Origin of the sequence: Proteus terrae, assembly GCF_003144325.1 — a bacterium.
Taxonomy (GTDB): Bacteria; Pseudomonadota; Gammaproteobacteria; order Enterobacterales; family Enterobacteriaceae; genus Proteus; species Proteus terrae.
The window spans coordinates 252,450-274,575 of record NZ_PENS01000004.1; the positions used below are offsets into that span (position 1 = coordinate 252,450).

A 22,126-nucleotide genomic window follows, 5' to 3' on the forward strand; every position below is an offset into this window, starting at 1 on the left:
TTACAGTTTAAGCGCTTTTATTGTTTCATCGATATCAAGTTCATCTTCAGTAAAAACTATTTCTGTTCCGTGCATTGTGGTGATCGCAAGCTTTCTCAACGTACGCATATTATTAGCGCCATCCGCTGATTTTGGTCTGATGCTATTCATTAAAGTACCGACAGAAAGTACGGTGTTTTCTTTATTGATATGCGTATCTGCGGACACATCTTCACTAAAAATTCGAAATGATTTAATGGATGTCAGTTTAATTCGTTCACCAGCAATATAAACATATTTGCTGTCTGGGATCACTTTCACCGCGTAAGCCGACAGACCTTTGGTATTTGTGGTTGGCTCAAACGTGACATTGGCATCTGTCTTTATCAAAGCAGGGTTGGCAACTTTAATCACATGAAAATAACGGTTATCCCCGTTTTCATCTTTAATAAATCCAAAACCTTTATCTTCAAACCACTTCGTGATTATTCCGTTCATTGCCATTATCGCCTACTTAATCGTTTATCTACAAAAATTTCCAGATGCAGTATAAAGCACAATGCTTATACAGACTATGCCTTTGAGCTAATAAGCTACATTGCTTATTACCACATCAAATCATCTGGAATTTTAAAATCAGCATAAGGATCGTCTTCATCTTGTTCTGTCTCGCTAAGTGCGTTATTTAACAAGATACAGTCCACATCTCTTTGTGTAATCTTATCCGCAACACTGGCTGGAATAATTGCGTATTCCGTTTTATCCGCATTATCCAGACGAGCAATCGCGAGACGTCCACTAATCAATTGAGATTGCGTCAACTTATCCACCACGATATTTTTAATCACATTATTGTCAGTGAAGTTAAAATCAATATCGCCTTTTGCTGGCGTAATTCTATTCATCTCAATAAGTTGCTTAACTTGTGCTTTATATTCTTTAGATAAAGTGGCCTGTTTTTGTTGCTCACTAAGCAGTTTATCGCGTTCAAGTTGGGCTTTTTTATTTTCTTCTACGGCTTCTCTTGCTTCTCGTGCCTGAATGCGTGATTTTTTTGCTGTTCTTTGGACTTTTGCCATTTTTTTACTGGTCACAAGCCCTGCTTTTAACATTTGCTCTTGTAAGGTAAGTTTTGCCATTTTTATGCCTAAATCTGCTCAATAATTTTTGAAATTATACCTGTAATTTCCAAGAGTGCATCAGATTGTAAGATTAGTGGTTTATTGAGAGAAATTGGAGTTGTGAAATTTGAACCTATCCGCACATTCAGAGTATATTGGAAAAACTATTATCAAACTTTCTTTTATAACAGGTAATACTAACAATGGCTCTGATCCCAAAAAACTATGCACGGTTAGAAAGTGGCTACCGTGAAAAAGCACTGAAAATCTACCCATGGGTATGTGGACGTTGTGCGCGTGAATTTGTCTACTCGAACTTACGTGAACTCACCGTTCATCATATTGATCACGACCATACCAATAACCCAGAGGATGGCAGTAACTGGGAGTTATTGTGTCTATTTTGCCATGATCATGAACACTCTAAATACACAGAAGCAGACCAATACGGCACAACGGTTGTTGCCGGTGAAGATGCACAAGATGATGTCGGTGCAGCAACCTATAATCCTTTTGCTGATTTAAAGTCGATGCTTAATAAGAAAAAATAGTGAAGATATTGTCTGCTTTGGTGCAACCAACCAGCTCCCTTTTCACGCTCTTACACAGAATAGTGTATACTTGCCAACCATAAATTTGTTCATGGTTAATTAATAATGAAAGAAAACGAAAAAGCAAAAATCAAACTCCTCAGCGACCGTTTAGACTTTATTCGTCACAAGATGGCAAGCCTTTCGTTATCAGACGAAGCGGAAAAATATGCAGAGTTTGAGAAAGAAAAAGTAGAACTGGAAACTGAAATCGCTCGTCTGAAAGCAGTACGTAACAATAAACTCAGTAAAGAAGCACAGAAATTAGAGGGTATGCCATTCAAACGCCTCATCACTAAGAAAGAACAAGCTGATATTGGCAAGCTGAAGAAAGCCGTACGAGGATTGATAATTGTCCATCCAATGACAGCATTAGGGCGCGAAATGGAGCTAGAGGGGATGACCGGTTTTTCTAAGACTGATTTCTAGTGAGAAAATAACCTCAACTAAAACCTGTCATGAACGACTAATACTGAAAGGTTCTTAATATACTTTTTGTTGTTATGAACCGTCAGTTATCCGTAGTTTTCTTACTACCCTCTGGGTATTGTAATACCTAGCAATCATTGAGAAGTTGTAATGTAGAGTATTACGATTAAACTGACATTTTCCCTCTAATCGAACTATCTATCTTTCTATAGAGTAATGCCTTTTTATAGATTTGTTCATGTAAAAAGTTTAAAATTTTTCTGGGAACATCATAGTTATAATTATTGAAATAATACTCATATAAATAATTTAATATTGATCCAAAAACTACCTTACCTTGATCCACTACCTCAATAAAGAAACAGTAATCCTGCATTAATCTTTCTATTTTTTCTATCAACGCCTTGTCAGCCTTAACTTCAATATAAGTATCTTTTTTGTCAGGTAACACAAAGTAAAAGTCTTCTCTCATTTCCTTTAAAATCATCACACAAACCTTATCATATTAAAAATAGATGTTATCTATAAAAACACAATAGTTATCATATTTAAAATGTACAAGTTATCACTTTATCTCGAAAACAAAAGGAAAAATAGATGATGATTAAAGCTAATATCAGAGTAAAAACGGGGAAAGGAAACGCAAAAAAAGAGGGTATAGAAAGCATTTTTTTCTCAACAAAAGCTGAGGGTAAACTCCTTTTTGTTGGTATAGTAATATACCTATGATTGTTACATGATTATCTTTGTTACATATCCACTTTACTTATATGACTACTTTACTGATATCTCTCTCAGTGATAAAGATGAGTAAGTCATCACTAAGCACTCTCGCAGTAATATATATTAAGCATTCATATTAACTCACCAATAGCTGTTCAATTAAACCATTAACAATAAATTACAAAGTAAAAAATAAACATTATATCCATTGATATGAACAAACCCATTATCAAGGATAAATATCATGTTTATTAACTACCCTGACGAGAGTTACAATTCGTCTTACCTAACAATCATTCACAATGTGATTAATGATGCGTTGAATTCATTATCACGTATTATTGCTATTCGTGTTGATCTACGTTTCCCTTATTCCTCTATTGATATTCCACCTAATAATAAAATAATGACACGCTTTATCGAATCACTCAAAGCAAAACTAATCAGTGACACGAGAAGAAAAGAGAAAGCTTGGGGTAGGCGTCTCAATAATCCATTACATTATGTTTGGGTAAGAGAATACAGTGAAAGGAATAAACAAAAACATTACCATCTTCTTTTATTATTGAATAAAGACATCTATTACACATTAGGTCGATATAATGAAAGTGATAATGGCTTATCTTCCATTATACAATCTGCTTGGTGTAGCGCACTTAATATTAATTACCCTGCCAATGCTTCTTTAGTACATTTTACAGAGCAAGGTAAATATTATTTAGATAGAAACTCACCTTCTTTTAAACAAGACTTAAGCTCCATTTTAATACGAGTTAAATACTTAGCTAAACATCATACAAAAGACTATAACGATGCTTATCGTTCGATTGGTTATAGCCTCTAATAGTCTTTTTTTACACAGAAGGGTAATGATATAGAAGTCATACTCTTCCCTTAATTAAGAGACGACTTCTGCTTTTTTATTCTCATAAAAGACAGGAGCATTATCATGAGTACACAACCCACTTCTTTATTAGACGGTGAATTAATCGATATGAAATTCATTACTCGATTTACTAAATTCACCGATAAATGGTTTTATAAACTCATTAAAGACGGTCAGTTTCCTAAACCCATTAAACTAGGACGAAGTTCTCGTTGGTACAAACACGAAGTAGAAACTTGGCTAAAAGAACAAATTTCTAAATCAAGAAAATAATCACTTCTTATTTTTATTTATTATCTTCTCCTTATCCATTAATTAAATTATTCCATTTCAATCACTCTTATCATGTTAATTCATGAGGAATAACTGTATCTGTCGTATCTATTATTAATACATTTATCTATAATCCGTAACCCACCAGCCTAAATATAGCGGGTGGGTTACAGGAATCATAAGATCATTATTTAATTAAGGTAACTCGACTTCACTAATACTAGGTGTTGCATTCGTGCTACCTTGATAAATATTGGCATACCCTTGCTGCGGATAAATAATTACCGCATTTTTTTCTATATCAAAATCACAGTGAATCATATTAGGCATAAAGACGGCTTGTTTCTTCTTAACGTTAACAGCCCAAATTCCACCTGATCCACAATCTCTAGGTAGCTGAGTTTTTACCACGCTATAACGCCCTTTCTCTGCTAAAAGCTCGCACATAATATATTCATTACACCCCCTCAAAAGGTGAAGAGCCCTCTGAAGTCTTTACCACCTCCAATTCATCCTAAGTTACTGCATAAGGATTTATAGACATAACAGTAAATAAACCTACTCGAGTGCTCATTATCGCCTTGTGGCAAACAAAGAATAACGTCTCCTATGGATTTCTTCACCCAATCACATCGACCACTCACTTTGTACAGATAAGTCTTATTTACGGCATATAGATTAAATTTATTTACTATTTAGCTTGCGCTTATCTGAAACAACTTGCTAGCTTAAAGTAAATATGTGAAATAAATGCGGTGGATAACGGAATGGTCTGCTTTATTTTCAGTTGCCACCCTGCATCTGAAAGGAAATAAGCATGGATGTTTTTATACAATCTCAGGATCGTTATCATCTCACGGTACAAGGCTGTGAGGCATTATTAGATGTCGAGCACTTCACAGGGCATGAAGCTATCAGTGATACCTACTATTACCAAATTACCTTCACTTGTGATGCTCAAGATTTACAACCGCAACAGTTACTTCGCCGTAGCGCCACACTCGCTTTTACGCCACCACTGAATAGCTTGGGTGATTTAGTCTCCCAACCTCCTGTCACTAAACAAGTTCATGGTGTTGTGACTCAATTTCGTCGTCTATCTGGCTCTGCTGATGAAGCGCGCTATCAATTGGTGATTGAGCCAATGTTTGCTTTATTGCGTCATCAAATTCGTAGCCATCGATTTTTCCTCAATCAATCGGTGCCTGATGTGGTAAGTCAAATCTTACGTGAGCATAATTTTAAAGATTGGGAATTTGAATTTATCCTTAAGCAAGATTACCCCAAACGGGCGCAAATCAACCAATATAACGAAAGCGACCGTCAATTTATTGAGCGTTTACTAAGTGAAGTGGGGATTTTCTACTCCTTTTATCTGCAAGATGACGCTCAAACCGAAGTGATCCGTTTTGCCGACCGCCAAAGTGCGTATGCCTTTGATAAAACCCTGCCGTTAAATAGCCCATCAGGCATGAATGATAATCATCAAGAAAGTGTGTGGGGATTATCATTACATCACCAAGTGGTCGAACAAAGTGTTTTAACTAAAGATTACAACCACCGCCAAGCACAAGATACCTTGATTTCAGCCGTCACGGATATGACGCGGGGTGATGCCGATGATATTCATTATGGCGAGGTCTATCACTATCAAGCACGTCATTTGACCCGCGGTGATAAAATCAATCCCGAGGTGGAAAGCGCCAATTTTTGGGCACGTCTTGATCATGAGCGTTTCCTTACTCATCAAACGCGCTTAAAAGGCGAGAGTAATGCGGATTTCTTATCACCATTACAAGTGTTCACCATTACGGATAACAGTTTAACTTCCTCATTACCTACCGTATTTCAATCACCGATTTTAATCACTCGTTTACGCTTTAGTGGCGGACGAGAAAAAGCACTGCAAGTACGATTTAACGCTGTTCCTTACAGTGAAACCCTGTGTTGGCGACCGGCATTAAAGCCACGTCCTGTCGTCACAGGAACGTTAACCGCACGTATTACTAGCGCGAAAGATAACGATATTTATGCTCATCAAAATGATGCGGGTTTTTATTGGGTGAAATTTGATGCCGACCGTGACGATAAACCCATGGGGTATGAAAGTATGCCCGTGCGGCTTGCCAAACCTTATGCGGGCGACACCTACGGTATGCATTTTCCGCTAATTCAAGGCACCGAAGTCGCCATTGCCTTTCATGAAGGCGACCCTGACCGCCCTTATATTGCCCATGCATTGCATGATTCTCGCCACCCTGATCCCATCACCGATAAAAATAATACCCGTAATGTGATTCGTACTCCTGCAAATAATAAATTGCGAATGGAAGACAAACGGGGTGAAGAACATATCAAGCTGAGTACTGAGTATGGCGGAAAAACGCAACTCAATTTAGGGCATTTGGTTAACCAAGGGCGTGAAAAGCGCGGTGACGGCTTTGAATTACGCACCGACAGTTGGGGTGCTATCAGAGCGGGTAAAGGGCTGTTTATTAGTACCGATTTACGCACCAAAGCGTCTTCTGAACAACTGGATATTCGTGAAGCCAAACAACAGTTAGAAGATGCACTTCATTTAGTCGATTCTCTGCGTGAAGCCGCCGAGGTAGCAAAAGCAGAATTAGCCAATGTCAAAGCCCAACAGCATTTATTAACGCAATCAATCAGTGAATTACAACAAAATGCCATGCTGTTAAGTGCACCTGCGGGGATGGCATTCACATCGCCTAAAACGGTTCATGTCAATAGCGGTGAAAACATTGTGCTAACAGCACAACACCAAGCGGATATTTCAGTGGGCAAAAAAATCACCTTAGCCGCGGGCAAGGCCATCAGTCTATTTGCTCAAAGCAGTGGTATTAAAGCTTTTGCGGCAAAAGGAAAGGTCGAACTGCAAGCACAAAGTGATGAAATGCATTTAACATCGCTAAAAGATTTAACCGTCACCAGTACGGGAGGGAAAACCGTGGTAGCCGCCAAAGATGAGCTATTACTCACCTGTGGCGGGGCGTTTATTCGCTTAAAAGGGGGACAAATTGAGTACGGTAGCCCAGGAAATCAAACGGTAAAAGCCACTAATTGGGTGGTCAATGGCCCTGAATCTATGGATATCACACATCCCCATTTTCCTCAGTCCTTACCTAAACAAACGCTACGCTTTCAATTAAGTGCCTCTCCCCAAAGCCCCATGAAAGCGAGAGCATTTGAGCCTTATGAGCTTTATACCAATGGCGCGCTTATCCATAAAGGGGTAAGTGATGCAGAGGGAAATATCCAAATTAATCACGATATCTCAACCGAAAGTTATCAATTGTGTTTATTGAGTGGCGATCGCTATGACATCACCATCCCAACAAGTGAAAATGAAGAGAATGAGGAGAGCGAGAATTTACCGGTCAATCAAGGTTTTAGAACTAGCGCCCCAAGTCAAGATAGAGAAGTATCGAGAATAGGCAATCAGTGGAGTGAAAATCTGGCTCAATTTTTAGCAACCGACAAGGGGGATAAGTAATATGGCTGGCAATCCATGGGATCAATTTCCGATAGGAGTTAAACTCCCTCAATCAGCGACACCGCCGATGATTGAAATCCCCGTTTCTCAGTGTATGCAGACAATAGCAACGCCAAGTTGGATACCTGAACGAACAAAGTACCCCATGAGCCTATTCGCTTATTCTCCACTGGTTAACGGCGAAGAGACCTTTGCAGCCGTTGCTGAAGCAATACGAAAAGCGAAAAAAAGCATCGATATTATTACTTGGGGGTTTCAGCCTTCTATGTGGTTTGAAAGAGAGAGTGGTCCAGTATCGACAGGACGTTACCCCAATATTGGTGAATTATTAGTGCAAAAAGCCAATAAAGGTATTCAAGTTCGGGTGTTAGTTTGGTTTGACCATGTGGGAAAATTAGCAGAAAAAAGCTTTCCGGGTTGGGGGCAGCCACTTCAGCTACCTGAATATACGCATTTTAATACTAATGACTATAATGTATTCGGTGAAAAGCTAGGTTATCAATCAGAGAAACAGTACCAATTTGATATTGCTTGGACAAGGAAAGTCTTACGACAAGAAATTCCCAACCTATCTGTACGAGTACGCGCCCTTTCTATGAGTATCCCTGGCTCACGATTAGCCGACGTCACTAAACAAACAAACCATCCGTTTTCGAGTGAAGAATCAGAGTTAAGTATTCGATGGGCAGCACTTGCTGGTGGCTCAACCCATCATCAAAAAATGGTATTAATTGATTATGAAGAGAGTCTCGATGCCATTGGTTTTGTAATGGGACACAATATGCATTCTCAATATTGGGATCAAGATGCTCATAGCATTGAACGTTGTGCTCCTAATCAAGGACGTGATGGCCCTACTGCATGGCAAGATACCTCGAATTGTGTGTATGGCGAGTTATTATATGATTTAAATGATAACTTTGTGACGGCATGGGAAAAAGCAGGATCAGCAAATAAAGAAGACTTAAAACAGCTTTCCCAAAGAAAAAACTGCTCACGTTGTGATTATACGCCTAGTGATGCACAAATTAATGCTATCGCTAACCGTTATTCTTTTTTAAAACAACCCCTAATAAAGACCAGTGGTAAAATTTGCCGTACTCAACCTGAATATAACGAATACGATATTTTAAAAGCTTACGACCATGGTGTGAAACATGCTCGTCATTATATCTATTTTGAGAACCAATATTTTCGCTTGTCATCTATTGCACAAAATTTGCGAGATATGGTCAGTGAACGTAATAAGCGTTTTGCCGAAGCCGCAACCACCGATAGCAAGTTACAAGGTCTTAATCCTCCCCCGTTTTATCTTTTTGTGGTCACGAATTCAACGGAAAAACCGAGTGTAGGTGAGTCTAATGAAGTCGGCGGTTATCAAACTTTTAAGATGTTAGATCAATTAGGCCGTCGAGATTTAATGAAAGAACACGTTTTCGACTATAACTATAAAATAAAATCAGGTTTTTGGGGAACCTATATTCCCGATGAGAATATAAAAAGTCCTGATGATATTAAACCTGAAAAAATTGAAGGTCTAGAAACCATGATTTGTACATTGGTATCGCCTGATTCAGATAAATGGCAACCCGTATATGTGCACAGCAAATTAACCTTAGTTGACGATACGCTTTTAATTCAAGGCTCTGCGAATATTAATCTACGCAGTATGGCATTTGATAGTGAAATTGCTGTGGTATTGCAAGATACCGACGACTTTCCCATTGTTAAACCGTTAAGAAAAAGGTTATGGGGGTTGCATAAAGGAATAGGAAATATTTCTGATGATTCAGAGACGGAATTTGATGAATGGGCTGATATCGCTAATAAAAACAAAGGATTAAAAAAAGATAAAAAAACACCCATAAGTTCACTTATCCCTTTTGAAGATAAAACCATTAATCTAAAAAATTCGGATTAAATCATGAAAAACAAAATAATGACGGCATTATTGCTAAGTTTTATTTTACTTGCGGGTTGTAAGCCCATTGAAAAAAAGGATATCACGGTGACTCAAAAGACAGAACCCGATTTAACCTTTACTTGTGTCTATGAAAAAGACACGTTACCGCCTGTTGACCCTGAAGCTGACCATTGGTTTAAACAAGCCCGTAAGCTTGAAAAGGTCAATCAATACCAACGCGACTATGCCCAAATTGGTGAACTCTATCGTAAAGCGGCTGACCGTAATCACCCTAAAGCCATGTTAAACCTGGGTAACTTAATTAGCTATGGTAAAGTAGCACCCCTTGCAGGAAAAGGTCCCGCGCAAGAAGCGTGGGATATTGCCCGCAAAATGGCCACACTCAATATTAGCTATGGTTATTACCAAATGGGGCACTATTTAGATACCGGCTATGGTGTTGATAGAGATAGAACCCGCGCGCTAGCTTATTTTCGCCAAGCCGCTGATTTAGGAAATCCTGAAGCGCAATATGTGATTGGGGATATTTTTATCTCACAACGAATTGGGGATAATGATAATCCTACTTATCGACCTGATATTGGAAAAAAAATGCTGGATTGTTCTGCAAATCAAGGTAATGGAGAGGCTGCATATCGTCTAGCAAATTATTTATGGAATGTTGAAGAAGATACTAGTGGAACATTAAAATACTATCAGCTATCTACAAAAAATGGATATAGATCTGCTGCGTCAACATTTGAAGGCGCATTTAAGCCTAATGTAAAAGAAAACTCCTACTATTATTTACCTGTAAAACCAGATCCTGAACGTTCTCTCCGTTATGAATCTATCAAATTAGAAATAAGAAATAACCCCGAGGCACGCTTTCCCGATATTGATAAAATTGTCCCTCTTCCTCCTGCTGAACTCCCCGAATGGGATGGCACCTTTGAGTATAAAAAACAGGTAAACCAATAAAAAGGATTTGAGTATGCGCGCGATTATTCGTTTAGGGGACAAGACAACCCATGGCGGTGAAGTGATTACCGCATCGGGTTCCATCATGTACGGTAAACCAATAGCACTTGTCGGCGATAAGGTAAATTGCCCTAAGCAAGGACATGGAATAAATGCTATTTTGCCCGGTTCAACGCGTATGATAATGTCAGGGCGTCGAGTTGCACTCAATGGTTTTCAAACCGAATGTGGTTGTACACTGATTGCCAGCTTATCAGCGTCAGGTGAGCAATCATGATAAGTTGGAACATCCCTTCCTTAACGCACCCACCCGCCCCTAAACCTCCTCGTTTTATACGTTGGTTATTTATCATGATCATGATGGGAGCAATTGGATTTGCACTCGGCCTTTATTTATCCATAAGTGAAATGCTATCACCGACAATAAATAACACCATGCTAATCGTTGTCTTTGCGCTTTGTCCCGCGCTATTAACGGGGTTAATCCGACTCTTTATTTATTCTTTTGCCTCTTATCGTCATCAACTTTTTACCGACATGCTTGATGATGCAAGACAAAAGTGGCGTCACTGGGCGGGTAAGCATCTTGGGTTATTAACGCATGCTCGATTAACGCATATTGATGAAGAGAGAAAAGAAGATGAGCCTTTATCTTCATTGGCTCCCAATAAAGGCAATATCCTTAAGCTCGAACAGTTGAAATCATGTTCTTTATGGGAAAAACAAGAAAGGGTGGTGCAAAAATTATTGGCTCCGATTGCAGAGTATTATCATCAATACAATCTGACTGTACCACTAACATTATATTGGCAAGCGGAAGAACAAGAGACTGATTGGCAAGCGCTTATTCAACAAGAAGCGGTATACTTATCATTACCGCTAGATACTGTCGAAATCTTGCCCTACGCGTCGTTCAGTGAATGGCTATTAGCGCTGTATGAAAATGCTTTTGAACCTAAAGTATACGCGATATTAACGTTTCAGTTAGATCCGACGGCCAGCGAAGAAGCCACGAGCCTATTGCTTGCCCCCCAAGGGCTTTATGAACAACTGAACGCCCCGATTAAAGCAAAACTTCTACGTCCGATAGCCACAGAGAGAGATACTTTTGCTGATGCATTAAAGACACAATGTGAATTTCAATTAAGTGGTCCTCAATTAACCGCTCTCTGGCACAGTAATGTGAGTGAGAGTGATCAAGGAGAATGTATTCCGCACTATATTCAACAAAATATAAATTGTCTTTCTGAGCATTTTTATGACTCAAACGTATTTTTGGGTATAGGTGGTTTAGCAAGACATAGCGTAACACTCTCTTTGGCTAGTGAAGCCCTGAAGCCCGTACTGATAACGTATCAAAATGGAAATAACCTGTTATTGCAACAAGTCATTATCTAACGGTACATCGTCGATAAATAAATAGATGAAGGGGGATGATTATTGATGCGTACTTATTTTATACAGCCTGCATGCCCGATTATAATGATGTTAATCTTAATGTTCTTTTAACTCACTTAGAAGAATGTTGTCAGCACTATTCTGGTGGAGTCTTGTTCTAAATAAGCACACTGTTGAGTATAAAATTAAAAATAGAATCACAATAAATCAAAACACTAATGATTTAATGCATTGTATCAAGCCTTCCATGTGATCAGCCTACATCTGTAGGCGCTGTATAAATCCTGTATTCTTGCCATACACACTACGCGCAGACTCAAATATCGCTAAAACGTATAAAAAATAACTCATATATTAGCCACCTTTACGTCTGGACACAAAGATGACTAATTAGTATTATTTGAAATTCACACTCAACACATTATCCAAGCACCTCTCCAACTCATCCATGTAATCTGTATACCACTGCATCATTTCCCTGCGTCCATCCATATACTGAGCATGATTATACGTGCCACGGATCGCGTTCTTATCGATATGTGCAAGTTGTGTCTCAATCCAAGCAGAATTAAATCCCTTCTCATGCAAAATCGTGCTCATCGCATGGCGAAAACCATGTCCTGTCAGCCTTCCTTTATACCCCAACAACTCAATAACCTGATTCACACTTTCCTTACTGATTGGCTTTCTATGGTCGTTACGGCCTATAAACACTAGCTCATAACGCCCTGATAGCGGCTTAAGTGAATTAAACAGCTCAATCACCTGTTTTGATAACGGCACAACATGTGGGCGTTTCATCTTTATTACTTCAGCAGGTATTTCCCAGATACCTTTTTCTAAATCAATATCCTGCCAACGAGCAAAGTGGAGTTTTTGTGTCCGAACGACCGTTAGCAAAATAATTTTAGTCGCTGTTTTAGTGATTACACTGCCAGTATAACCAGCTAGATCTTTCAAGAAGTAAGGTAACTCCTCAGTTGTTAAGAATGGGAAGTGCTGTTTCTTTGGTGAAGTTAGAGCAGAAGCTAGATCAGGGGCTGGGTTATATTCCGCTCGACCGGTAATAATTGCATAGCGAAAGACCTCACCACAACGCTGGCGGACTTTGCGCATCTTCTCTAAGGCTCCGCGCTTCTCCATTTTTCGCAGAGTTTCTAGCAGCTCTAATGGCTTAATTTCCGCTATTGGGCGTTTACCGATATAAGGAAATATATCTTTTTCAAAGATATCAATAATTTCATCACGGTAACGCAGTGACCAGCGATCGGCTTTCGATTTATGCCATTCGCAAGCAATATCTTCAAACGTATTTCCTGTACTAAGCTTTTGAATCGCCTTCTCTTCTTTTTTGACCTCTCCCGGATCTCCACCAGCAGCGAGTACCTTTTTTGCTTAGTTTCTTATTTCACGTGCTTCAGCAAGTGTCACGGTAGGAAAAACACCAAAAGCTAATCTTTTTTCTTTACCGCCACATTCTCCAGTAGCATGAGCCTTTAGCGGTAATTTCAAGGTATAAACCACCACCATCAAAGAGTTTATATGACTTCTCTTTCGGCTTTGCAGTCTCAACCTGACGGGCTGTTAATGTCATTGGGGGCATCTCATTTCGGGGTGAATTTTTAGTGCCCTCTGATATGCCCCCAAAAACCTATTGATGTAGGTTGACCTTGGTTGATATCAGGAGACTAGAAAGTGTATTAATAGCAGGTATTATAATGGGTTACTTGATTTTTGTGGAGGTGTATTGAACTTAAGTGGCGGAAGATCACAGGAGTCGAACCTGCCAAGGACCGCTGGCGGCCCCATCTGGATTTGAAGTCCAGCCGCCCCACCGGGGACGATGATCTTCCATTTTTGAATGGGTCAAAATGAAATAACGGGATGATTATACGCTGAATTATTTTTAATCCCAAGTGCATCAAATCAATAAAACCCCTTTCAAATAAAATAATCCCGTTTTTGAGTAAAACCTCCGATAATTACCGCGATACTATTGAACTTATACAGTTTCATCCTCATCTTACTATCTATAACGAATAAACTCAGTGGTGTGTTTTACGTCACTGCAAACCAAAATACAGGATGTTTTTTATGTCAAATCCATTACTTAGCACAACGGGATTACCTGCATTTTCCCTTATCAAACCAGAACATGTCGTTCCTGCACTAAACGAAGTTTTAACCACATATCGTGAAACAGTTGAAAAATTACTGGCTGATAATACTCAATTTAACTGGGATAACCTTTGCCAACCATTAGCAGAAGCTGGCGATAAGCTTTCTCGTGTTTGGTCCCCTGTTAGCCATTTAAACTCTGTTAAAAACTGTGCTGAACTACGTGAAGCCTATGAACAAAGTTTACCGTTACTATCTGAATTCAGTACATGGATGGGACAGCACGAAGGCTTATATCAAGCTTATAAATCAATTAAAGAAAGTGCTGATTTTAATGCGTTAACTCAACCACAGAAAAAAGCGGTTGAAAATGCATTACGTGACTTTGAATTATCAGGCATCGGTTTGCCAAAAGAGAAACAACAGCGTTTTGGTGAAATTAGTGCGCGTATGTCTGAGTTAGGTGCTAAATACGGTAATAATGTATTAGATGCCACAATGGGTTGGTCTAAACTAATTACTGATGTAGAAGATTTATCAGGTATGCCTCAAAGCGCTATTGATGCGGCAAAAGCTATCGCACAATCTAAAGAACAAGACGGCTACCTATTAACACTTGATATGCCAAGCTACCTTCCTGTCATGACCTATGCGGATAATCGTGAACTTAGAAAAGAGATGAGCATCGCTTATAGCACGCGTGCCTCCGATCAAGGTCCAAATGCAGGTCAGTGGGATAATAGCGAAATTATTGCCGAGATCCTCGCACTACGCCACGAACTCGCTCAACTGCTTGGTTTTAAAAATTATGCTGAAAAGTCACTTGCTACTAAAATGGCTGAGTCTCCAGAGCAAGTCCTTAGCTTTTTAACTGACTTAGCACAACGAGCTCATCCGCAAGGTGAAGAAGAGTTAGCTGAACTCACTCAATTTGCAAAAGAACACTATGGCGTTGATAAATTAGAGTCATGGGATCTGGCTTACTACAGCGAAAAGCAAAAACAACACCTATTCTCAATCGATGATGAACAACTACGTCCTTACTTCCCAGAACAACGTGCTTTAAGTGGCTTATTTGAAGTTGTTCATCGTATCTATGGTTTAACAGCTAAAGAACGTAACGACATCGACACTTGGCATGATGATGTTCGTTTCTTTGAGCTTTACGATGAAAGCAACACCTTACGTGGTAGCTTCTATCTTGATTTATATGCACGCGAACACAAACGTGGCGGTGCTTGGATGGATGATTGCATGGGAAGAATGCGTCATGCCGATGGCAAGCTACAAAACCCAGTTGCTTATCTCACCTGTAACTTCAATAAACCTGTAGGTGATAAACCAGCTCTGTTTACTCATAATGAAGTCACCACACTGTTTCATGAGTTTGGTCATGGCTTACATCACATGTTAACGCAAATTGATACTGCTGATGTTGCAGGTATTAATGGCGTTCCTTGGGATGCCGTTGAATTACCAAGCCAATTTATGGAAAACTGGTGCTGGGAGCCAGAAGCGTTAGCCTTTATTTCTGGTCATTATGAAACTGGCGAACCATTACCACAGGCAATGCTTGATAATATGCTCAAAGCAAAAAATTATCAGTCAGCAATGTTTGTATTACGCCAATTAGAATTTGGTCTGTTTGATTTCCGTTTACATACTGAATATGATCCCGAGAAAGGGGCTCGTGTGATGGAAACCTTAACCAGTGTGAAAGAGCAAGTTTCTGTTGTTCCTTCAACACCTTGGGCGCGATTCCCTCATGCCTTTAGCCATATCTTTGCCGGTGGCTATGCCGCAGGTTATTACAGCTATTTATGGGCGGATGTCCTGGCTGCTGATGCCTTCTCTCGCTTCTCTGAAGAAGGTATTTTTAACCGCGAAACAGGTCAATCATTCCTTGATAATATTTTAACTCGTGGTGGTTCAGAAGAGCCAATGGAGCTGTTCAAACGCTTCCGTGGTCGTGAGCCAAAACTTGATGCTATGCTCAAAGGCTACGGCATTAAAGGATGATATGTGAATATCTGTTTACTTTGTGAAGAAGGCGCTGATAACAGCGCCTTATCTGATTTAGCGCAACGTTGGGGATTAGTTCACGACGAAACGCAAATCATGGCTTTAGTGTTAACACCTACTCACCTTGAATTACGCAAGCAAGATGAACCTAAATTAGGGGGCATCTATGTCGATTTCGTAGAAGGCACAATGGCACATCGGCGTAAATTTGGCGGTGGTCGAGGTGAGGCGGTCGCAAAAGCTGTCGGGATCAAAAAAGACTATCTACCGGATGTTGTTGATGCGACGGCAGGACTTGGTCGAGATGCGTTTGTATTAGCGTCTATTGGTTGCAAAGTCAGAATGGTAGAGCGCCACCCTGTCGTTGCTGCATTACTTGAAGACGGCCTAAAGCGTGCCTATCTTGATGCAGATATTGGCGAATGGATGCAAGAGAGAATGACATTAATTCATGCCTCTTCTGCTCAAGCACTCGCTGAGATCACGCCTCCTCCTGATGTCGTCTATCTTGATCCGATGTATCCACATAAGGCGAAAAGCGCATTAGTAAAAAAAGAGATGCGAGTGTTTCAATCTTTAGTGGGTGCTGATGAAGATGCAGATGCATTACTCGAACCAGCAATCACTTTAGCTAAAAAGCGTGTCGTCGTAAAACGACCTGATTATGCAGAGCCATTAAATAATCAGCCTGCACATGCCAATGTAACAACCAAAAATCACCGTTTTGATATTTATCCTTGTGTTTAAGGCTATCCTTTTATTATAAAGGGGCTTTTATAGCCCCTTTATTACACCACCACTACTTTTCTTCTATTTTCTGATTATTGAATACTATACCCACCATCAATAACAAGATTATGACCATTTATCATATCTGAAGCATTACTCGCTAAAAAGACAGCGGCAGCAGCAATCTCTTCAGGTTCAGCAAAGCGTTGAGCTGGAATTTGAGCTTTCATCTTTTCGCCTTTCTCTCCTTCCCAAGCCTGCTTTCCTAAATCGGTCATCACAATAGTGGGGGATATTGCATTGATTTGTAAACCTTTAGGTGCCCATTCTAACGCTAACACTTTAGTCATACCGATAACACCCGCTTTAGTGGCACAATAAGCAATATGTTCAGGCAAAGCTATCACTCCCGCTTGAGAGGCTAAATTGATAATCTTCCCTTGCCCTTGTTGTAACATATATTGTCCCACTTCTTGGCATAACAAGAATGTCCCCGTTAAATTAACTGATAGCGTTTTATTCCAGTCCGCAACAGAAAGTGATCCTGCGGGCGCTAACGCCACAATACCTGCGCAATTCACCAAAATATCAATATGGCCAAATTCTTCAATTACAGAATAAACTGCACGATGTACAGACTCTTCATTTGTGACATCACATTGAATACCAACCGCACTATTTAATTGCTGAGCAACTTGTTCTACTTTATCTGATCTATCTAATAACGCGACTTTAGCCCCTTTCTGAATAAACATCTTAGCAATAGATAACCCTATTCCAGCGGCTCCACCAGTAATAACAGCGACTTTATTTGGTAGAGTAAAATCGATCTGCATTGCCATAAATTTCTCCCATAAAAATAACCACTTTATAAAGTGCCTCTTTTTTAAGGATAGCAGATGAAAAATTTGAAAAAGATAAGATAGGTAAACGAGGGTAGCAGATTCAAGGGGATCTGACGGGTGTTAAACACCCGTTCAGAATCAATGAGATTTACAGCACGCCTTGCGCCAACATTGCATCCGCAACTTTTACAAAGCCAGCAATGTTCGCACCTTGAATATAATTAGTTTGCTTACCTTCACCACCGTAATTCACACAGGCATGGTGAATATCTAACATGATGTGATGTAAGCGAGCATCCACTTTCTCTGCTTTCCAGCTTAAACGTGCCGCATTTTGCGCCATCTCTAAACCAGAAGTTGCAACACCACCCGCATTGGCAGCTTTACCTGGTGCAAAAAGGACACCGGCTTCGATAAAAGCATCAGTTGCTGCAATTGTTGTTGGCATATTTGCGCCTTCAGCAACGGCTTTAACGCCATTTTTGATAAGTACTTTGGCTGCTTCTAAATCTAACTCATTTTGTGTCGCACAAGGCAAAGCAATATCAACAGGAACAGCCCAAGGTTGTTGCCCTTCAAGATACGTTAAACCAAATTCTTTTGCGTACTCTTCAACACGACCGTAATTATTTTTAATTTCAGTGAGACGAGCTAGTTTTTCAGTAGTAAATCCAGCTTCATCAACCACAGTACCGCCCGAATCTGATGCAGTGATGACTTTAGCGCCTAACTCTAAACATTTTTCGATAGTAAACTGTGCAACGTTACCTGCACCAGAAACCGCCACACGCATTCCCTCAAGAGACATGCCGTGACGTTTAAGCATCGCATTCGTAAAGTAAACTAAACCGTACCCAGTGGCTTCTGGGCGGATTAAACTACCACCAAATGAAAGACCTTTACCTGTAAAGACACATTCATTGCTATTAGATAGCTTTTTCATCATGCCTGCCATAAAGCCGACTTCTCGAGCACCTACACCAATATCACCGGCAGGAACATCCGTATTAGCGCCCAAATGACGATAAAGTTCAGTCATTAGTGCCTGACAAAAACGCATCACTTCCCCATGACTTTTGCCTTTAGGATTAAAATCAGAACCTCCTTTGGCTCCTCCCATCGGTAATGTGGTTAATGCATTTTTAAATGTTTGCTCAAAACCTAAGAATTTTAGGATGGAAAGGTTCACTGAGGGGTGAAAACGCATACCACCTTTGTAAGGTCCAATGGCTGAGTTAAATTGAATGCGCCATGCACGGTTAACTTGCACTTGACCTTTATCATCTAACCAACAGACGCGAAACTGAATAATACGTTCAGGCTCAACTAAGCGCTCAAGTAATGATTGTTCACGATATTGTGGGTTTTTCTCTAAAAAAGGCCACAAAGTGGTAAAAACTTCACGAACCGCCTGATGATACTCAGGCTGATGAGCGTTATATTTTTCTACCCCTTCTAAAAACGAAGATAATGAGCCAGATATATTCATTCAGCTATTCCTTTTTTGTGTAATGTGATGTTGGCATAACCTCATTTATTCGGAATATTTTTGGGTTTTGTGAGGTTGATGTTGTTTTGCTTCTTGAATATATCATTAAAATGTATTCACACTTCAAGACATTTTTTTCATAATTAGACAAAAAAAAAAGGTTGACTCTATTTAACAGCAGGAAAAATAGGAATTTTAGGCAAAAAAATACCTGCATAAGCAGGCATTTTTTTTGCTTAAAAAAGCAAGCGATTATTATTCATCATCTTTCAGAGGAACAATTAGCATATCAACATGCACAGTATTAATTAGTTGACGTGCTGATGACATCAATTTGCTCCAGAAGTCTTGGTGATGACCACAAACGACTAAATCCATATCGTATTTCTTAATCGCATCAACCAGAACTTGACCTAAATCACCGCTACCACTCAGGGTTTCCTGAATTTCATAACCTGATTTATCAGAGAGGTCTTTTAACGCGTTACGGGTTTCATCAGTAATACGTTGTTGCATATCACCGAGGTTGACATCAATTAGACCGGTATAAAGATCAGAGTAGTTAACATCAACGTGAATTAAGGAAACTTTGGCATTATAGGGTTTTGCCATAGATACAGCTTTCTGTACTAAGACGTTACTCTCAGGGGATAAATCAACTGCCACTAGAATATGCTTATAAGCCATCGTGAACTCCTTCCATAAGCTGATTAATCGGTTGGAAAGGCGGTTAAGCCTAAATCCTATGTATTAAATATAACGTTTTAAGATGAAAGTTAGATGTCGCCTTGATCACAACTTATGTCAAATTCATCAAGAAAGCATCTATCGATAAATAACAATATACACCATTTTAGATTAGCACGATGTCATTCAGCGACAATATCATCATAATAATGAGAATTGAGTATAAAAAACAACAAAAACACCCTTTTAGAGTTATTTTTTATCTTTTTTTCTGAAAAAGGAAACAACTTGAAAAAGTCACTTTTGTTTATTGCTTAATTTCACCTAAACTTAAATTAGAGAAAAAAGTAGCCTTTGTTGGTAAAGGTTTTCTCATCTCAGAATCTATTATTCTAGGGAGGGGATTATGTTTAATGTCATTGTTGTCTTTTGGGCGCTATGTATTCTTTGCCTGATTAATATGGTGCGTTATTTCTCATCTATTCGGGTATTACTCACCATATTGCGCCAATCAGATCCTTTGCTCTACCAATCGGTGGATGGCAATGGATTTTTTACTATGCATGGGCAATTTTCAAAACAGTTGCGACTTATCCGCTATATTAACCAACGCCAATACATCAACCATCATAATCCTGAAGTTATTATGCGTTGCGAACGAATATATCGGCAATTTTATCTTGTTAGCCGTTTTTGTATTTTGGCTGTCGCAAGTTTAATTGCGATGCTTTTCTGGTAGTGACAGAAACAAAAAACGGTGACTAAAAGTCACCGTTTATAAACAAACTTGGGTAAATTACTGTTATCAGCTATTCACAATAAATGTCAGTGATATCCAATAAAGTAAACCTGATAAACCAATGCTTACTGGTAATGTTAAGATCCAAGCCAGTGCAATGTTTTTCACTGTCTTCGTTTGAACACCACCACCATCAACAATCATCGTACCAGCTACTGCAGATGATAAAACTTGTGTTGTTGATACAGGCATACCCGTATAACTTGCAACACCGATGGAAACTGCTGCTGTAACCTGAGCAGAAACCCCTTGAGCATAAGTCATACCTTTTTTACCGATCTTCTCACCAATTGTTACTGCAACGCGTTTCCAACCTACCATTGTCCCGATAGAGAGCGCTAATGCCACTGCGATAATGATCCAAATCGGAGCATATTCCACTGTGTTTAGCAGGTCACGACTCAATGTTTTTAAGAACCGTGCATCTTGGGAACTAGTTTCTGGTAATTTAGCCACTTCTGTTGCGGTATCAGCGATACACATAAGCAATCGGCGCATTTGAGCACGCTGGTCTGCTGTTAGCTCATCATAAGAGCTAATATTTGCAAGCATCTGTTCTGTTTGATTCAGAACAACTGGCGTTCTTGCGCTATTACAATGGAAATCTGTATCACTAGCATCAGCTTGTGCTGGTACTACTGGTGTATTCTCAATAGCATGCTGTAGCGCTGGCTGGTGTTTCTCATAATATTGTTGTAAGTGTACAACTGCATCATGAGTTTTGGTGATATCGTATCCGCTCGCACTCATATTGACGACAAAGCCCGCAGGCGCCACGCCAATTAATACTAACATGATAAGACCGATACCTTTCTGCCCATCATTTGCACCATGAGAGAAACTTACTCCAACTGCAGATAAAATTAGTGCAGTACGAGTCCAAAATGGCGGCTTACGCTTACCATCTTGTTTCTCACGTTCAGCTGGTGTCAGGTGAATACGACGACGTTTTTTCGTACCACTCCAGTAACGGCGCAGTAAGAAAATCATCGCGCCTGCAATAACCAAGCCGATAATTGGTGAAAGAATGAGTGATAGGAAGATACTGATCATTTTTGGTATGTTTAATGCGTCAACGATAGACGAATCTGTCACGATAGCATTTGTTAAACCAATACCAATGATAGCACCTATCAGCGTATGTGAACTTGATGCTGGAATACCGAAATACCATGTACCTAAGTTCCAGATAATGGCGGCTAACAGCAACGAGAAGACCATGGCAAGACCATGAGCTGAGCTCACATTCAGCAGAAGATCTGTCGGTAACAAGTGAACGATAGCATAAGCTACGCTCAATCCACCGAGCAAAACTCCAAGGAAGTTAAATACACCCGCCATTACGACCGCAAATTGCGCACGCATAGCACGAGTATAGATAACAGTTGCTACCGCATTTGCGGTATCATGGAAGCCGTTAATAGCTTCATAAAATAGCACAAATAACAGTGCTAAAATCAACATTAAACCTGTATGAAATTCTAGGTCAGTAAACAAATGTAGCATAGACGTTAAGCCAGTTAGTTGGACATGAACGCGGCGCATTATCAGCGACAAATGCGAACGGTGGAAGCGAAATTTAACCTTTTTTTGATTTGATAACCATGAAAATCAGAGTCTTTTTAAGATAATTCCTTATA

The 22,126-nt window shown here is 39.6% G+C and carries 21 protein-coding genes, 1 tRNA gene and 1 pseudogene; 13 read left to right on the forward strand and 10 right to left on the reverse strand.

What is annotated here, in order from left to right; translation table 11 throughout:
- On the reverse strand, nucleotides 1-477 hold the full coding sequence (locus DK857_RS04540) for a cold-shock protein (protein ID WP_161710725.1): 477 nt from the start codon (nucleotides 475-477) through the stop codon (nucleotides 1-3).
- Nucleotides 478-584: 107 nt separating this feature from the next.
- On the reverse strand, nucleotides 585-1,118 hold the full coding sequence (locus DK857_RS04545) for a DUF2058 domain-containing protein (protein WP_109395226.1): 534 nt from the start codon (nucleotides 1,116-1,118) through the stop codon (nucleotides 585-587).
- Between the two features lie 185 nt (nucleotides 1,119-1,303).
- On the opposite strand from DK857_RS04545, the gene yajD reads away from it, so the two are divergent.
- Nucleotides 1,304-1,651, forward strand: a complete 348-nt coding sequence (gene yajD / locus DK857_RS04550; protein ID WP_006534437.1) for an HNH nuclease YajD — start codon at nucleotides 1,304-1,306, stop codon at nucleotides 1,649-1,651.
- A gap of 105 nt (nucleotides 1,652-1,756) precedes the next feature.
- Nucleotides 1,757-2,119: a YibL family ribosome-associated protein gene (locus DK857_RS04555; RefSeq protein ID WP_109395225.1), complete on the forward strand. Its 363-nt coding sequence runs from the start codon at nucleotides 1,757-1,759 to the stop codon at nucleotides 2,117-2,119.
- Between the two features lie 166 nt (nucleotides 2,120-2,285).
- Here DK857_RS04555 and DK857_RS04560 read toward each other — a convergent pair whose 3' ends face one another.
- The gene (locus tag DK857_RS04560; RefSeq protein WP_109401660.1) at nucleotides 2,286-2,606 is read right to left on the reverse strand and encodes a hypothetical protein; all 321 of its coding nucleotides are present in this window, start codon (nucleotides 2,604-2,606) and stop codon (nucleotides 2,286-2,288) included.
- A gap of 110 nt (nucleotides 2,607-2,716) precedes the next feature.
- On the opposite strand from DK857_RS04560, the gene DK857_RS19470 reads away from it, so the two are divergent.
- The 3 genes from DK857_RS19470 (at nucleotide 2,717) to DK857_RS04570 (ending at nucleotide 4,001) form a co-directional block, all read left to right on the forward strand.
- Nucleotides 2,717-2,848 carry a hypothetical protein gene (locus DK857_RS19470; protein ID WP_264371806.1) on the forward strand — a complete coding sequence of 44 codons (132 nt, stop codon included), beginning with the start codon at nucleotides 2,717-2,719 and terminating at the stop codon, nucleotides 2,846-2,848.
- Nucleotides 2,849-3,086: 238 nt separating this feature from the next.
- Nucleotides 3,087-3,686 (forward strand): inovirus Gp2 family protein, encoded by a 600-nt coding sequence (locus DK857_RS04565; protein WP_109401661.1) that lies wholly within the window; start codon nucleotides 3,087-3,089, stop codon nucleotides 3,684-3,686.
- Between the two features lie 105 nt (nucleotides 3,687-3,791).
- A complete protein-coding gene (locus DK857_RS04570; protein WP_109401662.1) occupies nucleotides 3,792-4,001 on the forward strand; it encodes a helix-turn-helix transcriptional regulator in 210 nt (69 codons plus the stop codon).
- A gap of 195 nt (nucleotides 4,002-4,196) precedes the next feature.
- Here DK857_RS04570 and DK857_RS04575 read toward each other — a convergent pair whose 3' ends face one another.
- Nucleotides 4,197-4,448, reverse strand: coding sequence for a hypothetical protein (locus DK857_RS04575; RefSeq protein ID WP_109395222.1), 252 nt, complete (start codon nucleotides 4,446-4,448; stop codon nucleotides 4,197-4,199).
- A 370-nt stretch (nucleotides 4,449-4,818) separates the two neighbouring features.
- Between DK857_RS04575 and DK857_RS04580 the strand changes: the two genes are divergently transcribed.
- Genes DK857_RS04580 through DK857_RS04600 form a run of 5 tightly spaced genes read left to right on the forward strand, consistent with a single transcriptional unit; the run spans nucleotide 4,819 to nucleotide 11,797 of the window.
- Nucleotides 4,819-7,515, forward strand: coding sequence for a type VI secretion system Vgr family protein (locus tag DK857_RS04580; RefSeq protein ID WP_109401663.1), 2,697 nt, complete (start codon nucleotides 4,819-4,821; stop codon nucleotides 7,513-7,515).
- 1 nt (nucleotide 7,516) lies between these two features.
- A complete protein-coding gene (locus DK857_RS04585; protein WP_109401664.1) occupies nucleotides 7,517-9,436 on the forward strand; it encodes a phospholipase D-like domain-containing protein in 1,920 nt (639 codons plus the stop codon).
- A gap of 3 nt (nucleotides 9,437-9,439) precedes the next feature.
- Entirely contained in the window at nucleotides 9,440-10,399 is a 960-nt protein-coding gene (locus DK857_RS04590) for an SEL1-like repeat protein (RefSeq protein ID WP_109401665.1), read from the forward strand.
- Nucleotides 10,400-10,412: 13 nt separating this feature from the next.
- Nucleotides 10,413-10,676: a PAAR domain-containing protein gene (locus DK857_RS04595; RefSeq protein WP_109401666.1), complete on the forward strand. Its 264-nt coding sequence runs from the start codon at nucleotides 10,413-10,415 to the stop codon at nucleotides 10,674-10,676.
- Complete coding sequence (locus DK857_RS04600; protein ID WP_109401667.1) at nucleotides 10,673-11,797, forward strand: hypothetical protein; 1,125 nt, start codon at nucleotides 10,673-10,675, stop codon at nucleotides 11,795-11,797. Before DK857_RS04595 ends, DK857_RS04600 begins: the two co-directional genes overlap by 4 nt.
- A gap of 396 nt (nucleotides 11,798-12,193) precedes the next feature.
- On the opposite strand, the pseudogene DK857_RS04605 reads toward DK857_RS04600, so the two are convergent.
- Nucleotides 12,194-13,391 (reverse strand): annotated as a pseudogene (locus DK857_RS04605) (tyrosine-type recombinase/integrase).
- Between the two features lie 164 nt (nucleotides 13,392-13,555).
- Nucleotides 13,556-13,650, reverse strand: a tRNA-Sec gene (locus tag DK857_RS04610).
- Between the two features lie 241 nt (nucleotides 13,651-13,891).
- On the opposite strand from DK857_RS04610, the gene prlC reads away from it, so the two are divergent.
- Complete coding sequence (prlC, locus tag DK857_RS04615; RefSeq protein ID WP_109401668.1) at nucleotides 13,892-15,934, forward strand: oligopeptidase A; 2,043 nt, start codon at nucleotides 13,892-13,894, stop codon at nucleotides 15,932-15,934.
- Between the two features lie 3 nt (nucleotides 15,935-15,937).
- Nucleotides 15,938-16,684, forward strand: a complete 747-nt coding sequence (gene rsmJ, locus DK857_RS04620; RefSeq protein ID WP_109395215.1) for a 16S rRNA (guanine(1516)-N(2))-methyltransferase RsmJ — start codon at nucleotides 15,938-15,940, stop codon at nucleotides 16,682-16,684.
- A 74-nt stretch (nucleotides 16,685-16,758) separates the two neighbouring features.
- Here the strand turns inward: rsmJ and DK857_RS04625 are convergent, their stop codons facing one another.
- The 3 genes from DK857_RS04625 to uspA form a co-directional block, all read right to left on the reverse strand.
- Nucleotides 16,759-17,508: an SDR family oxidoreductase gene (locus tag DK857_RS04625; RefSeq protein WP_109395214.1), complete on the reverse strand. Its 750-nt coding sequence runs from the start codon at nucleotides 17,506-17,508 to the stop codon at nucleotides 16,759-16,761.
- Between the two features lie 151 nt (nucleotides 17,509-17,659).
- Nucleotides 17,660-19,000, reverse strand: coding sequence for an NADP-specific glutamate dehydrogenase (gene gdhA, locus DK857_RS04630; protein WP_075672585.1), 1,341 nt, complete (start codon nucleotides 18,998-19,000; stop codon nucleotides 17,660-17,662).
- Between the two features lie 255 nt (nucleotides 19,001-19,255).
- Complete coding sequence (uspA, locus tag DK857_RS04635) at nucleotides 19,256-19,687, reverse strand: universal stress protein UspA (RefSeq protein ID WP_023583131.1); 432 nt, start codon at nucleotides 19,685-19,687, stop codon at nucleotides 19,256-19,258.
- A gap of 406 nt (nucleotides 19,688-20,093) precedes the next feature.
- On the opposite strand from uspA, the gene uspB reads away from it, so the two are divergent.
- A complete protein-coding gene (gene uspB, locus DK857_RS04640; protein ID WP_075672586.1) occupies nucleotides 20,094-20,426 on the forward strand; it encodes a universal stress protein UspB in 333 nt (110 codons plus the stop codon).
- 66 nt (nucleotides 20,427-20,492) lie between these two features.
- Here the strand turns inward: uspB and pitA are convergent, their stop codons facing one another.
- On the reverse strand, nucleotides 20,493-21,992 hold the full coding sequence (gene pitA, locus DK857_RS04645; RefSeq protein ID WP_109395212.1) for an inorganic phosphate transporter PitA: 1,500 nt from the start codon (nucleotides 21,990-21,992) through the stop codon (nucleotides 20,493-20,495).
- Nucleotides 21,993-22,126 lie beyond the last annotated feature (134 nt).

Bases quoted from the DNA above. Each gene is read 5' to 3' on its own strand.
- DK857_RS04540 (WP_161710725.1), bottom strand. From the start codon at position 477: ATGAACGGAATAATCACGAAGTGGTTTGAAGATAAAGGTTTTGGATTT.
- DK857_RS04545 (WP_109395226.1), bottom strand. From the start codon at position 1,118: ATGGCAAAACTTACCTTACAAGAGCAAATGTTAAAAGCAGGGCTTGTG.
- yajD (WP_006534437.1), top strand. From the start codon at position 1,304: ATGGCTCTGATCCCAAAAAACTATGCACGGTTAGAAAGTGGCTACCGT.
- DK857_RS04555 (WP_109395225.1), top strand. From the start codon at position 1,757: ATGAAAGAAAACGAAAAAGCAAAAATCAAACTCCTCAGCGACCGTTTA.
- DK857_RS04560 (WP_109401660.1), bottom strand. From the start codon at position 2,606: ATGATTTTAAAGGAAATGAGAGAAGACTTTTACTTTGTGTTACCTGAC.
- DK857_RS19470 (WP_264371806.1), top strand. From the start codon at position 2,717: ATGATGATTAAAGCTAATATCAGAGTAAAAACGGGGAAAGGAAACGCA.
- DK857_RS04565 (WP_109401661.1), top strand. From the start codon at position 3,087: ATGTTTATTAACTACCCTGACGAGAGTTACAATTCGTCTTACCTAACA.
- DK857_RS04570 (WP_109401662.1), top strand. From the start codon at position 3,792: ATGAGTACACAACCCACTTCTTTATTAGACGGTGAATTAATCGATATG.
- DK857_RS04575 (WP_109395222.1), bottom strand. From the start codon at position 4,448: ATGTGCGAGCTTTTAGCAGAGAAAGGGCGTTATAGCGTGGTAAAAACT.
- DK857_RS04580 (WP_109401663.1), top strand. From the start codon at position 4,819: ATGGATGTTTTTATACAATCTCAGGATCGTTATCATCTCACGGTACAA.
- DK857_RS04585 (WP_109401664.1), top strand. From the start codon at position 7,517: ATGGCTGGCAATCCATGGGATCAATTTCCGATAGGAGTTAAACTCCCT.
- DK857_RS04590 (WP_109401665.1), top strand. From the start codon at position 9,440: ATGAAAAACAAAATAATGACGGCATTATTGCTAAGTTTTATTTTACTT.
- DK857_RS04595 (WP_109401666.1), top strand. From the start codon at position 10,413: ATGCGCGCGATTATTCGTTTAGGGGACAAGACAACCCATGGCGGTGAA.
- DK857_RS04600 (WP_109401667.1), top strand. From the start codon at position 10,673: ATGATAAGTTGGAACATCCCTTCCTTAACGCACCCACCCGCCCCTAAA.
- prlC (WP_109401668.1), top strand. From the start codon at position 13,892: ATGTCAAATCCATTACTTAGCACAACGGGATTACCTGCATTTTCCCTT.
- DK857_RS04625 (WP_109395214.1), bottom strand. From the start codon at position 17,508: ATGGCAATGCAGATCGATTTTACTCTACCAAATAAAGTCGCTGTTATT.
- gdhA (WP_075672585.1), bottom strand. From the start codon at position 19,000: ATGAATATATCTGGCTCATTATCTTCGTTTTTAGAAGGGGTAGAAAAA.
- uspA (WP_023583131.1), bottom strand. From the start codon at position 19,687: ATGGCTTATAAGCATATTCTAGTGGCAGTTGATTTATCCCCTGAGAGT.
- uspB (WP_075672586.1), top strand. From the start codon at position 20,094: ATGTTTAATGTCATTGTTGTCTTTTGGGCGCTATGTATTCTTTGCCTG.
- pitA (WP_109395212.1), bottom strand. From the start codon at position 21,992: ATGCTACATTTGTTTACTGACCTAGAATTTCATACAGGTTTAATGTTG.